Genomic DNA, 15,198 nt, shown 5'->3' with positions numbered 1-15,198 from the left:
GAGTCAAATGATCCGTTTCGAAGAAGTTAAAGCTGAAATTCAACAATCCCCAAAGGTTTGGCTGGTTACGGGGGTGGCCGGATTTATTGGCTCCAATTTACTGGAGGCACTGCTGCAATTAGATCAGCGGGTTGTAGGTCTCGATAACTTTGCAACAGGGCACCAGCATAATCTCGATGAAGTGCAATCAGTAGTGAGTCCTGAGCAATGGGCGCGCTTCGTGCTGGTAAAAGGTGATATCAGAAATATTGACGATTGCAGAACCGCGATGACTTTCCCTGCGGTCACCGATATTCCGGTGGATTACGTTTTGCACCAGGCAGCATTAGGCTCTGTTCCACGTTCCATCAATGATCCAATTACAACGAACAGTACCAATATCGACGGTTTTCTGAATATGTTGGTTGCGGCGAAGGATGCGAAAGTAAAAAGTTTTACTTACGCCGCGTCAAGTTCTACCTATGGCGATCATCCCGGACTTCCAAAGGTTGAAGGTGTGATTGGCAAGCCGCTGTCCCCTTATGCGGTCACAAAGTATGTAAATGAACTGTATGCTGAGGTTTTTTCCAGTACATACGGTTTCGATACCATTGGGCTTCGCTATTTTAATGTCTTTGGCAAGCGTCAAGATCCGAATGGCGCCTATGCAGCCGTGATCCCTAAGTGGACGGCGGCCATGATCAATAACGAAGAGGTTTTCGTTAATGGTGATGGTGAAACAAGTCGGGACTTTTGCTTCGTGGAAAACGCAGTGCAAGCCAATATACTGGCAGCCTGTGCCAGTCCTGAAGCAAAGAATAATGTTTACAACGTCGCCGTCGGTGACAGGACAACATTGAATCAGGTTTTTTCCTGTATCAAGGACGCTTTGGCTCGCGTTGATGTCAAGTCTACATCGGATATGGTCTATCGGGATTTTCGGGCTGGCGACGTAAGGCACTCGCAGGCGAATATTGATAAGGCTAAGAATTTGTTGGGCTATAAACCGCTTTTCACTGTTGGTGAGGGTATGTTGAAAGCGGCAAGTTGGTATGTCTCGTTCTTTGCAGGAAGTTAATACTGGTGATTAAAGAGATCTGCGCAATCACTGTTCTTGTAAACAAGCTTTGCATGTTTGTATTGTTATTCAGTTTGGCAAGAGTTTTAGGCGTCGAACTATACGGCGTGTTTTCTTACCATTACGCGATAGTCACAGGCATCGCAACGGTGGTAGGAGAGTGCTTGAGTGTGGCGTTGAGTCGTTATGCGGTCCTGAATGCAGAGGAAGTAAATTACAAGACCTCTTTGGGGCTCATGTCATGGGGCGGCATCATTGTAGCTGTCCTCTGTGTCATCGTGCTTTTGATTTTTCCAGCGCCAGCTTCTTCTTACGGAATGAATCCCGCTTACTTGCTGATCGGAGCATTTTTTCTAGGTTTCGCTTGTGTTTGCAATTTGACTATAACCGGGTTGATGTTCTCCCTTAACACCTCGGGGAAATGGGCTGCTGCACTGGCGGTCCACGGTCTTATTGGATTACTGCTGGTAGTTTCCATTGCGAAGATTACAGGGCAAATAGAGGGGATTATTCTGACTCTCGCGATTTGTACGTTAATCGCGCCTGCATATGGATTCTTTACAATAAAGAAAAACCAGTTTATCCATGATGACAAGGGGGGGCGAGAGTCTTCTTTTTTTCGACAAATTACGGCATTGCTTTCGCGCTCAGGGGCTCCTACTATTGCTGGTAGTATGCTACTCGGGGCACCTGTTCATATTGTTTGTCTGATGATATTTGCCAATTCGAGCTTGAACGTGTCGGAGGTTGGCTATTTTAATCTGTTTTTCCTTTTCTATATTCTGGTCACTGTGTTGCCAAGCTCGCTGACATCCTATGCCATTGTAAAGCTGGCAGGAAGCGGGAAGAGCGCCAGTAAGCTGTACTTGATGCTCGGGATATCAATTTCAGTTTGCTTGCCTGTGTTTCTGGTCTTGTCGCAGAGCTATTGGCTGTGCCTGCTCGGCAGTAGTTTTTGCAGCAAAAATGATCTTCTGGCTTACGCAGTATTGGCGGGTGGCATAGGGCTTACGACTACAATCGTCACTCAAATATTGCACAGTAAAAACATGACTAGGGTTGTTTTCCTTGGTAGCTGTGTTTATGCGTTTGTTTATTTGTCGCTGACAGTAGTGGCAGGGTTAAAAGGCGATATGTTGGCGGTCGATCTTTTCAGCTCCTTTGTTTCCGCGCTGGCCGCTCAAATTGCCGTGCTTGCGGTCCTGGGTGGCCGTAAGTTGGTGCAGTGATGAACATATTGAACATGCGCGTTGGTGACACAAAGTGCATGTCTGAAAGTAATATTGGGGCCAGTATTGAGTCTGGTTTACGGTTCAGTTGCGTTTTTTTGTTGGTTAAGGCTAATGGTTATATTACTGGTTTCGACGTGCTTGCTGGTATTGCTCGTGCAATGCGTTCTGTGTCTGATATCAAAAAAATATCTCGTTGCTTTGTACGCCGTTTGCTATTCGGTGCCGTTTTTGGGGCTCGTCAGTTGCTTGTGGGGCGAGACCATTAAACTTTGGCCTATTGGAAACTATGAATTTTATCGGGATGACTTATTAGTATTCCGACTTTCGCTGGTCTGGTTTCTTGGGGTTGCTGGTGGACTCGTTGCTTATCTATTGTCATCGCTGGTGCCGCCCAGAAATTTGCAAGTAGAGCGAAAAACATTTTTTTCTGCGTCGGACTTCAAGTTAGCAGGAGGCATTTTTATTGCTCTGTCAGTCTTCCTTATCGGCTTCAGGTTCGTGAACGCGGGCGCACTGCTTGAAATGTTCACGGGTATCGAGTCAGTGATAGTTTTTTCCATCATTGCGATCATTGCCTTGGCATTTTCCTACCCATCCAGATCGATGTTTTTTGTGTCTGTGGCTCTGGTGGTTTCTTATTCTATTGTCAACTCAATGGCGGGGAAACGTGATTTTGTTGTCGTGGTTGTCGCTTCGATTCTGGGGCTGTTGTTTCGCTATAATCAGTTTGTCAAGCTTAAAACGCTGTTGTCCGTTGCTGTATTCATGGCTTTTCTGCTCCTCGGCGGTGTTGTTGTTTCAATGACCCGAATGGATGTGCCCTTTACGTCGGATAATATTGCACAGTATTTCTTGTTCAACTCCTGGAATGCGATAATTTTACCGCTCGTTCAGCAGTTAACCAATTTCTGGGATGGGGAGCACCTGCGTTACGGCCAGACCTATCTCGATATGTTTCTTTCGTTGCCACCGTCACCTTTATATTCGGCTTTGGGTATGGAAAAACCCATTATGGCGGATAATCCTGCCTTCTGGTATTATATTACCGGGCTCGGTGGGATCCACGCTGCTGGCGTGGCTTTTGAGAATTTCGGACTGTTTGGTGTTTTCCTCAATGGATTCATCAGTGTCTGCTTCTGGCGGTTGATCGACTCGCGCTGCCGCGAGGATGATTTTTTGCGAATTTTCTTGTACATGCTGTGTGCTTCATCGGTTATGCACTCTGTTTGGTACGGCGAAATATACTTGCTGAACTCATTGGTTTTTTATGTGATGGCATTAGGATTATTCTTCACGATGAAGCTCGTTCGGGTGTTGAAGTGAGTTTTAATATTTTCATTGGATTGAGATAGTCGGTATGTGCGGAATTGCGGGAGTTGTCGGGTGGAAGCAGGATCAGCAAGGCGCCGTTGCCGTTGGCAAGATGGTGGATGCGCTGATACATCGTGGGCCCGACGATGGAGCAGTTTGGTCAGATGCCGATAGTGGAGTGTCGCTGGGACACCGACGGCTTTCGATCCTGGAACTCTCGGTGCACGGCAGTCAGCCGATGATTTCCGATGATGAGCGATATGTTATTGTTTTCAATGGTGAAATCTATAATTTTAATGAGTTGCGCGAGAAGTTGATTGCGTCAGGTTTGACGCGCGTCTGGCGCGGGCACTCTGATACAGAAGTGTTGCTGGCGGCGCTCGGTGCGTGGGGGGTACAAAAAACCCTTGAAAACCTGGTGGGTATGTTTGCCTTTGCGGTTTGGGATAAAGTTTCCAGAACGATTACATTGGTACGAGACAGAATGGGAGAGAAACCACTTTATTACGGTATTGTGGGCAACCGTTTTGTCTTCTCCTCCGAGTTGAAGGCGATCAAGGCTGCATTTGGTAGCGATCTGCGAATTGATCGTCATGCGCTTGCCAAGTTCGTAAGATATGGTTACGTTCCGGCTCCGGAGTCCATCTATGAAGGCATTAAAAAGTTGGAGTCGGCACACTATTTGAGTGTCGGCTCGTTTTCTAGTGTACTGGAACCCATTTCCTACTGGTCGTTACCGCCAGCTGGCGAATTAAAACACGAACTTTCGCAGGCCAGTGATAAGGAAATTGTGGATGTTGTTGGTCAAAGATTGTCTGCTGCAGTAAAATCGCAAATGATCGCCGATGTTCCACTTGGTGCGTTTTTGTCCGGTGGTGTCGATTCAAGCTTGATAGTGTCGTTGATGCAATCACAGAGCTCTACCAGTATCAACACTTACACGATAGGGTTTAATGAGCCTGAGTTTGATGAAGCACCTTACGCCAAAGCTATTGCCATGCACTTGGGGACTAACCATACCGAATTTTATCTGAGTGCCGATGATGCTGTTTCAATAATTCCGCACCTGCCGGAAATATACGACGAGCCGTTTGCTGACTCCTCGCAAATACCTACAATCCTAGTCTCCAGGATGACAAAACAGCATGTGTCCGTTGCCCTGTCCGGTGATGGTGGCGATGAACTTTTTGCCGGATATCCCCGTTATCAGATTACTGCCGGGCTATGGGAGCGTATAAAAAAGCTGCCGTTGCCTGCACGCCAGGTCATGGCTTATTCACTTCGTTCGCTCTCGTCCAAGGGGTGGGACAACGTCTGTTCGATTCTGCCGGGCAGCCTTCGAACCAAAGTCAATGGTCGACGTATCTACAGAATGTCCGAGCTGTTAGGCTCTGAAAATCTGGCGCAGATGTATACCGGTTTGATGTCTCAGTGGCAGTCGGCCGACAATGTGGTGCTGGGTGTCGATGCTCAACGGCACGACGTAATTTCCTGGGCGTCGGCAGTGGATTACGTCGAGGAAATGCGTCGTTGGGACGTCTCTCAGTATTTGCCTGACGATTTGCTGGTTAAAGTGGATCGTGGTGCGATGAGCGCAAGTCTGGAAACTCGCGCTCCATTGCTTGATCATCGGGTTGCGGAACTCGCGTTTTCCTTGTCGTCAGACCAACTGATAAAAAATGGTGTGGGGAAGTGGCCGCTTCGCGAGCTTCTTAAGCGGTATGTTCCTACTTCATTTTTTGACAGGCCGAAGGCGGGGTTCTCTATTCCATTGGCTCAATGGTTGCGAGGGCCGCTGAAGGAGTGGGCAGAGGACCTGTTAACGGCGGAACGGCTGAAGAGAGAGGGCTACTTCGATTCTCAGAAAATTCGCTCGGCATGGCTCCAGCATCAGAACGGAACATACGATCGCAGTCTTCATTTGTGGAATATTCTAATGTTCCAATCCTGGCTCGATAAAAATAGCCACTAATTCAGATTGAGCAAAAGGTTTCCCATGAAGATAGTTTTCAATGCACTCTCTGCCCGTCTTGGTGGAGGTCAGACATATCTGATTAATCTTTTTCAGTTCGTACCTGACAATGCGGATCTTGAGATTCTGGTTTTCGCCCCGGCGTCACTCAAGCTGCCTGATCACCCGAGGATCAAGCGGGTCGAACCGGCCTGGCCCACTGAAAACCCGATTGTGAGAGCTGTGTGGGAGCGGTGGGTGCTGCCCGGTATTTTGAAGGCTGAAAAAGCTGACGTACTGTTCTGTCCCGGTGGCGTAGTGGGTTCCTCTGCGCCAACAGGTTGCAAAGTTGCGACAATGTTTCGGAACATGATTCCATTTGATTTACGAGTGCGCAAAAGTATTCCACTTGGATTGCAGCGTCTGCGAAATTGGTTGTTGAATCGTATTATGCTTAAGAGCATGCGCGAAGCGGATCTGACGATATTCATCTCAAATTACGCGCGAAGTGTCATTGAGTCACTGACCGATATTAAGAATCCAGTTACAATTCCTCACGGAATCGGCTCGGTATTCAGGACGCATGGCGATTTTGCTGTTCTTCGGCCGGATTTTTTACCCGCTGGAGAATATGTTTTATACGTGTCGCGATTTGATGTTTACAAACATCATTATGAAGTAGTTAGCGCTTATGCAGATCTGCCAAAGGAGCTTCGCGAAAAATTTCCATTGGTTCTTGTGGGCGAAACAAACCTGCCGGAGGCTGATCGGGTCAAGTCTCTCATTGCAACGCTAGGCCTTGAAAGCCAAGTGCTTTTATTGGGCGCTATTCCCTATCAAATGCTTCCTCCACTTTATCATCACGCCTATCTGAATCTTTTTGCCTCATCGTGTGAGAACTGCCCTAATATTCTTCTCGAAGCGCTCGCTTCCGGAAGGCCGATGATTTGCTCCAGCGTAATGCCGATGCCGGAATTTGGAGCAGATGCAGCACTGTATTTTTCTCCGTTTGATTCAAAAGATATAAAAAATGTGCTGTCTGAGGCGCTGACAAGTCCTGATACTTTGGAGGCGTTGTCCGTTGCGGCGGTGACGCAGAGCGATAAGTTTGACTGGGAAAAAACTTCAAAAAAAACATGGTTAGAGTTGCTGGCGTTGGCCGTGAGTCCCAAAAAAGGTGTTTGATAAATGAAGGTTCTTGTGGTGTCGCAATATTTTTGGCCAGAGTCTTTTATTATCAATGACTTGGTTAAAACGTTATCTGCCCAGGGCCACGTTGTAAAAATTCTTACCGGAAAACCAAACTACCCGGATGGTGTGGTCTTTAACGGCTACTGTGCCTCCGGCACTCAGGAAGAAAAGTTTGAGTCCTCAATCAGTGTTTTCCGTGCGCCGCTCAGACCTCGTGGCACTTCTGGCGCAAAAAACCTAGTATTGAACTATTTGTCATTTATTTTGAATGGCTTGAAGCACTACCCATGCGCAGTGAAAGGGGATGCCTATGATGCGATTTTTGTATTTGCGCCATCTCCAATTACGTCGGTTATTCCGGCGATTTACTTGAAGTGGAAACTCAAAAGCCATCTGGTTGTATGGGTCCAGGACCTCTGGCCAGAGAGCTTGAGTGCGACTGGGTTCATCAAGAACAAGGCAATATTGCGCGTTGTAGGCTGGCTGGTGAAAGGTATTTACGCCTTCGTCGATACGCTGCTTGTTCAATCGAGGGCGTTTCAAGACCCGGTTGCCCGTTATTCCGATCCTGGCAAAGTTGTGTATTACCCCAACTCCTATCAGGACGTACCGCCGAGTGTCGAGGAAACCCGGATTTCCGAAGTCTTGCTCACGGAACTCGACAATCATTTCTGTCTTGTTTTTGCCGGAAACCTGGGGACAGCACAGTCGGTCGAGACCCTCGTTGAGGTGGCTGACAAGCTTCGCCATTTGTCGCAGGTCAGGATTGTGCTGGTCGGTAGCGGCAGCATGTTGAGCTGGATCGAAAGCCAGAAGAAATCCCGCGGTTTGGACAACCTTATTCTTGCCGGACGCTTTGCGGCCACTGAAATGCCACATTTTTTCAGCCGTGCCGAAGGATTGTTGGTGACGTTGAAGCAGGATGAGGCGTTCTCCTATACCATCCCCAGTAAAGTTCAGGCTTACCTGGCAGCGGGCAGGCCGATCATCGCCGCGCTGGACGGGGAAGGCGCGCGCGTCATTCAAGAGGCGGGTGCCGGCCTGACCACTGCGGCGCAAGACGCCGAGGGAATGGCCCGCTGCATCGAGCAACTTTTCCGCATGACTTCGGATGAACGGGAGTCTTTGGGACGGGCAGGTCGGGCGTACTACCTGGAGCATTTCGAAATGGAACGGCAAAGCCAGCGTCTGGTCGAAATCCTGAGTAGCAGGATCAATGAATTGAAAGGTAGCTCAAAATGAAGGTTCTTGTGTTAGGGGGCACCGGAATGCTGGGTAGCACGGTGTTCAGGCAATTCCATGGAAACCCACGCTTCGAGGTGTGGGGCACTTTGCGCAATCCGGGTGGTGCAAAATACTTTTCTGAGGACATGCACGGTTCGTTGATCAGCAATGTCGACGTGCTTGACCAAGACTCGCTGGTTTCGGTGCTGGCACGGGTCAAGCCGGATGTCGTCATCAACTGCGTCGGGCTCATCAAGCAATTGTCTGACGCCAAGGACCCCCTTTCCGCGCTGCCTATCAATGCCATGTTGCCGCATCGCATCGCCAAATTGTGCGCGTTGTCCGGTTCCCGCTTGGTTCATATCAGCACCGATTGTGTGTTTTCTGGCCGTAAAGGCATGTACACCGAGGAGGATATGTCCGATGCAGAGGATCTCTACGGTAAGTCCAAGTACATTGGTGAGCTTCACTCGGACCTGAATGCCATCACGCTGCGAACCTCCATCATTGGTCACGAACTGGGGAGCCAGTATTCGCTGGTGGACTGGTTCCTGTCTCAGAGCGGGGCGGTCAAGGGCTATGAGAAGGCCATTTTTTCGGGACTTCCTACCGTAGAGCTGGCGCGGGTCATTCGCGACTACGTGATCCCGAATCCGCAGCTCAACGGCCTGTATCATGTTTCGGTGGCACCGATTGACAAACTGTCTCTTCTGAAGCTGGTAGCGGAAGTTTACGAAAAGAAAATCGATATCATCGCGGATAGTCAAGTGTCTATAGATCGCTCACTGAGCTCGTCGAAATTTCAGGCAGCAACCGGTTACGTTCCACCTTCGTGGTTGGAATTGGTTAAATCGATGCGCGCGTTGCGTTGATCATTAAATTTAATAAGATTTTGGAAGGTAAATATGTTCGATAATAAGGTTTTGATGATCACCGGCGGCACGGGCTCATTTGGCCATACGGTGTTGAAGCGTTTTCTGGATACCGATGTAAAAGAAATTCGCGTATTCAGTCGTGACGAAAAAAAGCAGGAAGATATGCGCATTGCTTTGTCGAATGACAAAGTGAAGTTCTATATCGGTGACGTACGTGATCGCGATAGTCTCGATCAGGCTATGGTGGGGGTGGATTACATTTTCCACGCAGCAGCGCTGAAACAAGTGCCTTCCTGCGAGTTTTACCCGATGGAAGCCGTGCGTACCAACGTCATGGGGACCGAAAATGTGTTGAATGCGGCCGTTGCTTCGGGTGTGCAACGTGTCGTGGTACTGAGTACCGACAAGGCTGTTTACCCGATCAATGCCATGGGTATTTCCAAAGCCATGGCCGAGAAGCTGATGGTTGCCAAATCGCGGATGATTCCGGCGACGGGCCCGGTGATTTGCGCAACCCGCTACGGTAACGTCATGGCATCGCGTGGTTCGGTGATCCCGTTGTTCATCAATCAGTTGCAGAGTGGCGAACCGCTGACCGTCACTGACCCGAACATGACACGTTTCCTGATGTCGCTCGAGGATTCTGTCGACCTGGTCCTGCATGCGTTCGAGCATGCCAAGCAAGGCGATATTTTCGTCCAGAAAGCACCTGCCTCGACAGTGGCGGACCTGGCGCAAGCGCTCAAAGAGCTGTTTGCTCGCGACAACGCTGTCAAGGTCATCGGTACTCGCCACGGTGAAAAGCTTTACGAGTCGCTGATCTCCCGTGAAGAAATGGCCAAAGCCGAGGACATGGGGCGCTACTACCGTATTCCTTCGGATAATCGCGACCTTAACTACAAGAAGTTTTTTGTTGAGGGTGAACAAGAGATATCCGATCTCGACGACTATACCTCTCACAATACAGAACGCCTCGATGTAGATGGCGTGAAGAAAGTTCTGTTGAATCTGGATTATATTCAGGAGCAACTTGATGCTTAAGGTCATGACGCTGGTTGGTACGCGACCAGAACTTATCAAGATGAGCCGCGTCATTGCCGAGCTCGATAAGCAGGTCAACCACGTGCTGGTTCACTCGGGTCAAAACTACGACTTCGAATTGAATCAGGTGTTTTTCGATGAGCTTGAAATTCGTAAACCTGATTACTTCTTGGGTGCCGCCGGCGATACCGCCGCCAAGACCATCGCTGAAGTGATTTCGAAGGCGGATGAAGTATTTGAGGCCGAAAAGCCTGATGCGCTTATGCTCTACGGCGATACCAATACCTGTCTGGCCGTCATTGCCGCCAAGCGCCGCAAGATTCCGGTGTTCCACATGGAAGCTGGCAACCGTTGTTTTGATCAGCGCGTCCCTGAAGAACTGAATCGCAAGGTGCTCGATCACCTCAGCGATATCAATATGGTCCTGACCGAGCATGCCCGGCGTTACCTGATTGCTGAAGGGGTTCGTCCTGAAACCATCATCAAGACCGGATCGCACATGGAGGAGGTGCTCGACTATTATATGCCGAAGATCCTCACTTCCGACGTGCTGGCGCGAGAAGGCCTGGAGCAGGACAAGTTTTTCATCATCAGCGCTCATCGTGAGGAAAACGTCGATACACCGGACAGCCTTCGCGACTTGCTCAGCACGCTGCGAGCCCTGGCCGACAAGTATCAGTACCCGATTATCGTGTCCACGCACCCTCGCACCCGCAAGCGTCTGGAGGCGCTAGGTGAATCGCTGGATCACCCTCTGATTCGCTTCTCGAAGCCATTCGGTCTGCTCGACTACATCAAGTTGCAAATGTCGGCATTCTGCGTGCTGTCCGATAGCGGCACCATCACTGAGGAAGCCTCTCTTCTGAACTTGCCTGCTATTACCATTCGTAATGCGCACGAGCGTCCGGAGGGGATGGATGAAGGTACCCTGATCATGAGCGGCCTGAAAGTGGAGGGTGTTCTGGATGCCGTTCGTGTGGTGACCAGCCAGCATGATCGTACCCGGCGCGTTATTCCGGTCGTGAGGGATTACCAGGCAGGTCCTGTGTCGAAGCAGGTAGTTCGGGTCGTGTTGAGTTACACCGATTACATCAATCGTACTGTCTGGTCGAAATCCTGAGCGTCGTCGAGGTTTAAAAAATGCGTGTTTTATTGACAGGTGCTACGGGTTTCGTTGGTCGCGCGGTATTGGGTCGTCTGGCGGCCTCTGGCGATCTGGAGCCGGTGGCGGCCATTCGTGGGCACGCCTTGCCTGACTGTCCATCGCGCGTTACTACCGTTCGAACCGCCGGGCTCAGTGCTGATACCGATTGGTCGCAGTCGCTGGATCAAGTGCAGGTTGTCATTCATGGCGCGGCACGCGTTCACGTCATGAATGACAGCGAAACCGATCCGCTGGAGGCGTTTCGCAAAGTGAATGTCGAAGGCACGCTCAGCCTCGCTCGACAAGCAGCCTCGTCGGGTGTTCGTCGTTTTGTGTTCATCAGTTCGATCAAGGTGAATGGCGAAGGTACGCCGCTCAATCAGCCTTACGTCGCCGATGCGACTCCCGCGCCTGGGGATCCGTATGGCATTTCGAAAATGGAGGCCGAGCAGGGATTGCGCGAAATTGCGAGCGTCTCCGGGATGGAGGTGGTGATCATCCGTCCGGTGCTGGTTTACGGTCCGGGTGTGAGAGCCAACTTTCTGAACATGATGCGTTGGCTGGACAAGGGCATACCCTTGCCATTCGGTGCTATCCATAATCGGCGTAGCCTGGTCGCGCTCGAAAATCTTTCGGACTTGATCGTGACCTGCATCCGTCATCCGGCCGCCGCCAATCAGACTTTCCTCGTCAGTGATGGGGAGGACCTGTCCACGACACAATTGTTGACGCGGATGGCACAGGCATTGGGTAGACCTGCGCGCTTGTTGCCTGTGCCGAGTGTGTTGCTTGAGCGGGGGGCGCAGCTTCTGGGCAAGCAGGCTTTGTCGCAACGGCTGTGCGGCTCGTTGCAGGTCGATATAAGCAAAACTCGAGAGTTGCTGGGCTGGACTCCTCCGGTCAGCGTCGATGAGGCGCTTGTTTCGGCGGCCAACTACTACAAGAAAGGGCAGCACTAAGCTGGCTTATGACCGTGCCGGTTCAATTGCAGAATTGGTTTTGGCTGTTTCAGGAAGTTGATCTTTGAACACAATATGGTTGTTGGCGTTGGTGGTGGGTGTTTCATTCTTGGGCACAGGTGCATTGCGCAAATACGCGTTGGTACGCAGCTTGATAGATATTCCTAATGCGCGTAGTTCACATTCGGTCCCAACCCCTCGGGGTGGTGGTGTGGCTATCGTCCTGAGTTTTCTGATTGCGCTGCCTGTCCTGGCCTGGACAGATGCCGTCGCCTGGCCGATGGCGCTGGCTCTGCTGGGGGCAGGCGGATGGATCGCGATCATTGGTTTTCTCGACGACCATGGGCATATTGCCGCGCGTTGGCGCCTGCTTGCGCATTTCGCGGGTGCTATCTGGGCATTGTTCTGGATTGGGGGGATGGCGCCGATCAATCTGTTCGGTCACGAGTTCAGTCTAGGCTGGTTCGGTTATGTCATCGCAGCGTTCTATCTGGTCTGGATGCTCAACCTCTATAACTTCATGGATGGCATCGATGGCTTGGCCAGCGTCGAGGCGATTTGCGCCTGTGTCGGTGCTTGTCTGGTCTACTGGATCGCAGGCCATACCATTCTTGCCATTGCTCCGCTGGTGCTGGCGATGGCTGTATTGGGTTTCCTTGTCTGGAATTTCCCGCCAGCGAAGATTTTCATGGGCGATGCTGGCAGTGGTTTTCTGGGCATCGTGTTGGCGGTGATGTCGCTGTATGCGGCATGGACGAGTCCGCTGTTTCTCTGGGCCTGGCTCATTTTGTTGGGCGTCTTTATTGTGGATGCCAGCTTTACCCTCATTCGTCGGCTATTGCGAGGGGATAAGGTCTATGAGGCACATCGCAGCCATGGATACCAGTATGCTTCACGAAAATATGGCAGCCATCGGGCAGTCACGCTGGCAATAGCGGCGATCAATTTGTTCTGGTTAGTACCAGTGGCTATATTGGTCGTCATGCAATATTTCGATGGCGTGGCAGGGTTGCTCCTGGCCTATGTGCCTCTGGTTTTTCTGGCTTTCAAGTTTCACGCGGGCGAGTTGGAAATCGCTGGCAAGGCGTAATGGACGCATTGGTTTTTGAGTATTGCTTTGTCGGTAAATGAGTTGCCAAAAGCTGTGGTTGCTTTATCAATGCAAGGAGCTTCTAGAGGTGTTTAGAGGGGTTATGGACAAAATTCGGGCAAAGTTGTTAAGTCTGCCAAGACGACATAAACGCATTCTGCAGGTCCTGACTGATACTTTGTTGGTCTGGTTTGCTCTGTGGATGGCGTTTGTTGTGCGGCTCGGGGTGGACGAGTTGGTCAGTCCGTTCACTCAGCACGTCTGGCTTTTTGTCAGTGCACCTGTCATCGCCATCCCTCTTTTCGTTCGCTTTGGCATGTATCGTGCGGTCATGCGGTACTTCGGAAATGACGCGCTCATCGCCATTATCAAGGCGGTGACACTATCGTCCTTGGTGCTGGGCGTTGTGGTGTACTGGTATAGCAATCATCAAAACGTCGTTCCTCGTTCGATCATTTTCAACTATTGGTGGTTGAGCTTGATCATGATCGGCGGCCTGCGTCTGGCCATGCGTCAGTATTTTATGGGCGACTGGTTCAGCGCTGCCCAGCACGTCCCATTCACCAGCCGCGATGACGGTCTGCCGAAAGTGGCTATCTACGGCGCAGGTTCTGCGGGTAATCAACTCGTTGCCGCCTTGCGGATGGGACGCGTCATGCGGCCTGTTGCTTTTATCGACGACGATAGCGGAATCGCCGACAGGGTGATCTCCGGACTGCAGGTGTACAAACCCAAGCACATCCAGCAGATGATTGACAACACGGGCGCTCAGGAAATTCTCCTCGCCATTCCATCGTCCAACCGTGGACGCCGTCGTGAGATTCTAGGGTTTCTCGAAGGTTTTCCGTTGCATGTACGAAGTGTCCCGGGTTTCATGGATCTGGCCAGCGGCCGAGTCAAGGTCGACGATATCCAGGAAGTAGACATTGCTGACCTGCTCGGGCGTGACGCAGTCCCGGCCCAGGCGGACTTGCTCGAACATTGCATCACGGGGCAGTCCGTGTTGGTCACAGGCGCCGGAGGCTCCATCGGCTCCGAGCTTTGCCGACAGATTCTGGTGCTGCGCCCGACAACGCTTCTGCTGTTTGAACACAGTGAGTTCAATCTCTACTCCATACTGTCCGAACTGGAGCAGCGGATCGCTCGAGAGTCGCTGCCCATCCGTCTTTTGCCGATTCTTGGGTCGGTTCGAAACCCGCACAAGCTACTCGATGTCATGAAAACCTGGCGAGTAGACACGGTGTATCACGCCGCCGCCTACAAGCATGTCCCCATGGTCGAACACAACATTGCCGAAGGTGTACTCAACAATGTGATCGGCACGCTTAACACTGCTCAAGCCGCGCTCCAGGCAGGAGTGGCCAACTTTGTGCTGATTTCGACCGACAAGGCCGTGCGACCAACCAATGTCATGGGCAGCACTAAGCGTCTTGCCGAGTTGACGTTGCAAGCGTTGAGTCGTGAGTTGGCTCCGGTGTTGTTCAGTGATTCGAGCAATGTTTCGCGCGTGAACAAAACGCGCTTCACGATGGTGCGGTTCGGTAACGTCCTGGGGTCTTCGGGTTCGGTCATTCCGTTGTTTCACAAACAGATCAAGTCGGGCGGTCCGCTGACTGTCACGCATCCGAAAATCACTCGATACTTCATGACCATCCCCGAAGCGGCGCAATTGGTGATCCAGGCTGGTTCCATGGGGCAGGGCGGTGATGTTTTTGTCCTGGACATGGGCGAGCCTGTGAAGATCGTCGAGCTGGCCGAGAAGATGATCCATCTGTCCGGCCTGAGTGTTCGCTCGGAAAAAAATCCGCATGGCGACATCGCTATCGAGTTCACCGGGCTGCGTCCGGGAGAGAAGCTTTACGAAGAGCTACTGATCGGTGACAACGTGGCGGCGACACAGCACCCGATGATCATGACAGCCAACGAGGATCACCTGCCTTGGGAGGGGCTCAAGGGCAAGCTGACGGAATTGCTGTCTGCCGTTGAGCAGGATGATTATTCGCGGGTCCGCCAGCTCCTGCGGGACACTGTCAGCGGTTACGCTCCGGACGGAGAGATTGTCGATTTGATCTACCAGCAGCGTCGTCTTGAGCCCTGATTGTTAGTAAGCGTTCCATGAAGAG

Annotated in this window: 12 protein-coding genes; all 12 read left to right on the top strand. The window is 51.1% G+C overall.

The window, feature by feature from the left end:
* The first annotated feature begins 7 nt into the window (after positions 1–7).
* The gene (locus M5C56_RS02565) at positions 8–1,057 is read left to right on the top strand and encodes an NAD-dependent epimerase/dehydratase family protein (RefSeq protein WP_103495889.1); all 1,050 of its coding nucleotides are present in this window, start codon (positions 8–10) and stop codon (positions 1,055–1,057) included.
* Between the two features lie 5 nt (positions 1,058–1,062).
* On the top strand, positions 1,063–2,286 hold the full coding sequence (locus tag M5C56_RS02560) for an oligosaccharide flippase family protein (RefSeq protein WP_103495888.1): 1,224 nt from the start codon (positions 1,063–1,065) through the stop codon (positions 2,284–2,286).
* Between the two features lie 156 nt (positions 2,287–2,442).
* On the top strand, positions 2,443–3,612 hold the full coding sequence (locus M5C56_RS02555) for a hypothetical protein (RefSeq protein ID WP_177145137.1): 1,170 nt from the start codon (positions 2,443–2,445) through the stop codon (positions 3,610–3,612).
* Positions 3,613–3,646: 34 nt separating this feature from the next.
* Positions 3,647–5,572 (top strand): asparagine synthase (glutamine-hydrolyzing), encoded by a 1,926-nt coding sequence (asnB, locus tag M5C56_RS02550; RefSeq protein ID WP_103495886.1) that lies wholly within the window; start codon positions 3,647–3,649, stop codon positions 5,570–5,572.
* A 24-nt stretch (positions 5,573–5,596) separates the two neighbouring features.
* Positions 5,597–6,736, top strand: coding sequence for a glycosyltransferase family 1 protein (locus M5C56_RS02545; RefSeq protein ID WP_103495885.1), 1,140 nt, complete (start codon positions 5,597–5,599; stop codon positions 6,734–6,736).
* Between the two features lie 3 nt (positions 6,737–6,739).
* A complete protein-coding gene (locus M5C56_RS02540; protein ID WP_103495884.1) occupies positions 6,740–7,984 on the top strand; it encodes a glycosyltransferase family 4 protein in 1,245 nt (414 codons plus the stop codon).
* Entirely contained in the window at positions 7,981–8,838 is an 858-nt protein-coding gene (locus tag M5C56_RS02535) for an SDR family oxidoreductase (RefSeq protein WP_103495883.1), read from the top strand. Before M5C56_RS02540 ends, M5C56_RS02535 begins: the two co-directional genes overlap by 4 nt.
* 33 nt (positions 8,839–8,871) lie before the next feature.
* Positions 8,872–9,882, top strand: a complete 1,011-nt coding sequence (locus M5C56_RS02530; protein ID WP_103495882.1) for a polysaccharide biosynthesis protein — start codon at positions 8,872–8,874, stop codon at positions 9,880–9,882.
* The gene (wecB, locus tag M5C56_RS02525; protein WP_103495881.1) at positions 9,875–11,002 is read left to right on the top strand and encodes a UDP-N-acetylglucosamine 2-epimerase (non-hydrolyzing); all 1,128 of its coding nucleotides are present in this window, start codon (positions 9,875–9,877) and stop codon (positions 11,000–11,002) included. Before M5C56_RS02530 ends, wecB begins: the two co-directional genes overlap by 8 nt.
* A gap of 20 nt (positions 11,003–11,022) precedes the next feature.
* Positions 11,023–11,985: an SDR family oxidoreductase gene (locus M5C56_RS02520; RefSeq protein ID WP_103495880.1), complete on the top strand. Its 963-nt coding sequence runs from the start codon at positions 11,023–11,025 to the stop codon at positions 11,983–11,985.
* Between the two features lie 64 nt (positions 11,986–12,049).
* Entirely contained in the window at positions 12,050–13,075 is a 1,026-nt protein-coding gene (locus M5C56_RS02515; RefSeq protein ID WP_103495879.1) for a glycosyltransferase family 4 protein, read from the top strand.
* A gap of 103 nt (positions 13,076–13,178) precedes the next feature.
* Positions 13,179–15,173: a nucleoside-diphosphate sugar epimerase/dehydratase gene (locus M5C56_RS02510; protein WP_103495989.1), complete on the top strand. Its 1,995-nt coding sequence runs from the start codon at positions 13,179–13,181 to the stop codon at positions 15,171–15,173.
* The last annotated feature ends 25 nt before the right edge of the window (positions 15,174–15,198 follow it).

This window comes from Pseudomonas sp. MWU13-2862 (assembly GCF_023242495.1).
Classification (GTDB): domain Bacteria; phylum Pseudomonadota; class Gammaproteobacteria; order Pseudomonadales; family Pseudomonadaceae; genus Aquipseudomonas; species Aquipseudomonas gingeri_D.
The sequence above is the reverse complement of the archived record's forward strand: the minus strand, read 5'-3'. Positions and strand labels throughout refer to the sequence as shown.

Coding starts and splice junctions, on each gene's coding strand:
- M5C56_RS02565 (WP_103495889.1), top strand. CDS start 8: ATGATCCGTTTCGAAGAAGTTAAAGCTGAAATTCAACAATCCCCAAAG.
- asnB (WP_103495886.1), top strand. CDS start 3,647: ATGTGCGGAATTGCGGGAGTTGTCGGGTGGAAGCAGGATCAGCAAGGC.
- M5C56_RS02545 (WP_103495885.1), top strand. CDS start 5,597: ATGAAGATAGTTTTCAATGCACTCTCTGCCCGTCTTGGTGGAGGTCAG.
- M5C56_RS02540 (WP_103495884.1), top strand. CDS start 6,740: ATGAAGGTTCTTGTGGTGTCGCAATATTTTTGGCCAGAGTCTTTTATT.
- M5C56_RS02535 (WP_103495883.1), top strand. CDS start 7,981: ATGAAGGTTCTTGTGTTAGGGGGCACCGGAATGCTGGGTAGCACGGTG.
- M5C56_RS02530 (WP_103495882.1), top strand. CDS start 8,872: ATGTTCGATAATAAGGTTTTGATGATCACCGGCGGCACGGGCTCATTT.
- wecB (WP_103495881.1), top strand. CDS start 9,875: ATGCTTAAGGTCATGACGCTGGTTGGTACGCGACCAGAACTTATCAAG.
- M5C56_RS02520 (WP_103495880.1), top strand. CDS start 11,023: ATGCGTGTTTTATTGACAGGTGCTACGGGTTTCGTTGGTCGCGCGGTA.
- M5C56_RS02510 (WP_103495989.1), top strand. CDS start 13,179: ATGGACAAAATTCGGGCAAAGTTGTTAAGTCTGCCAAGACGACATAAA.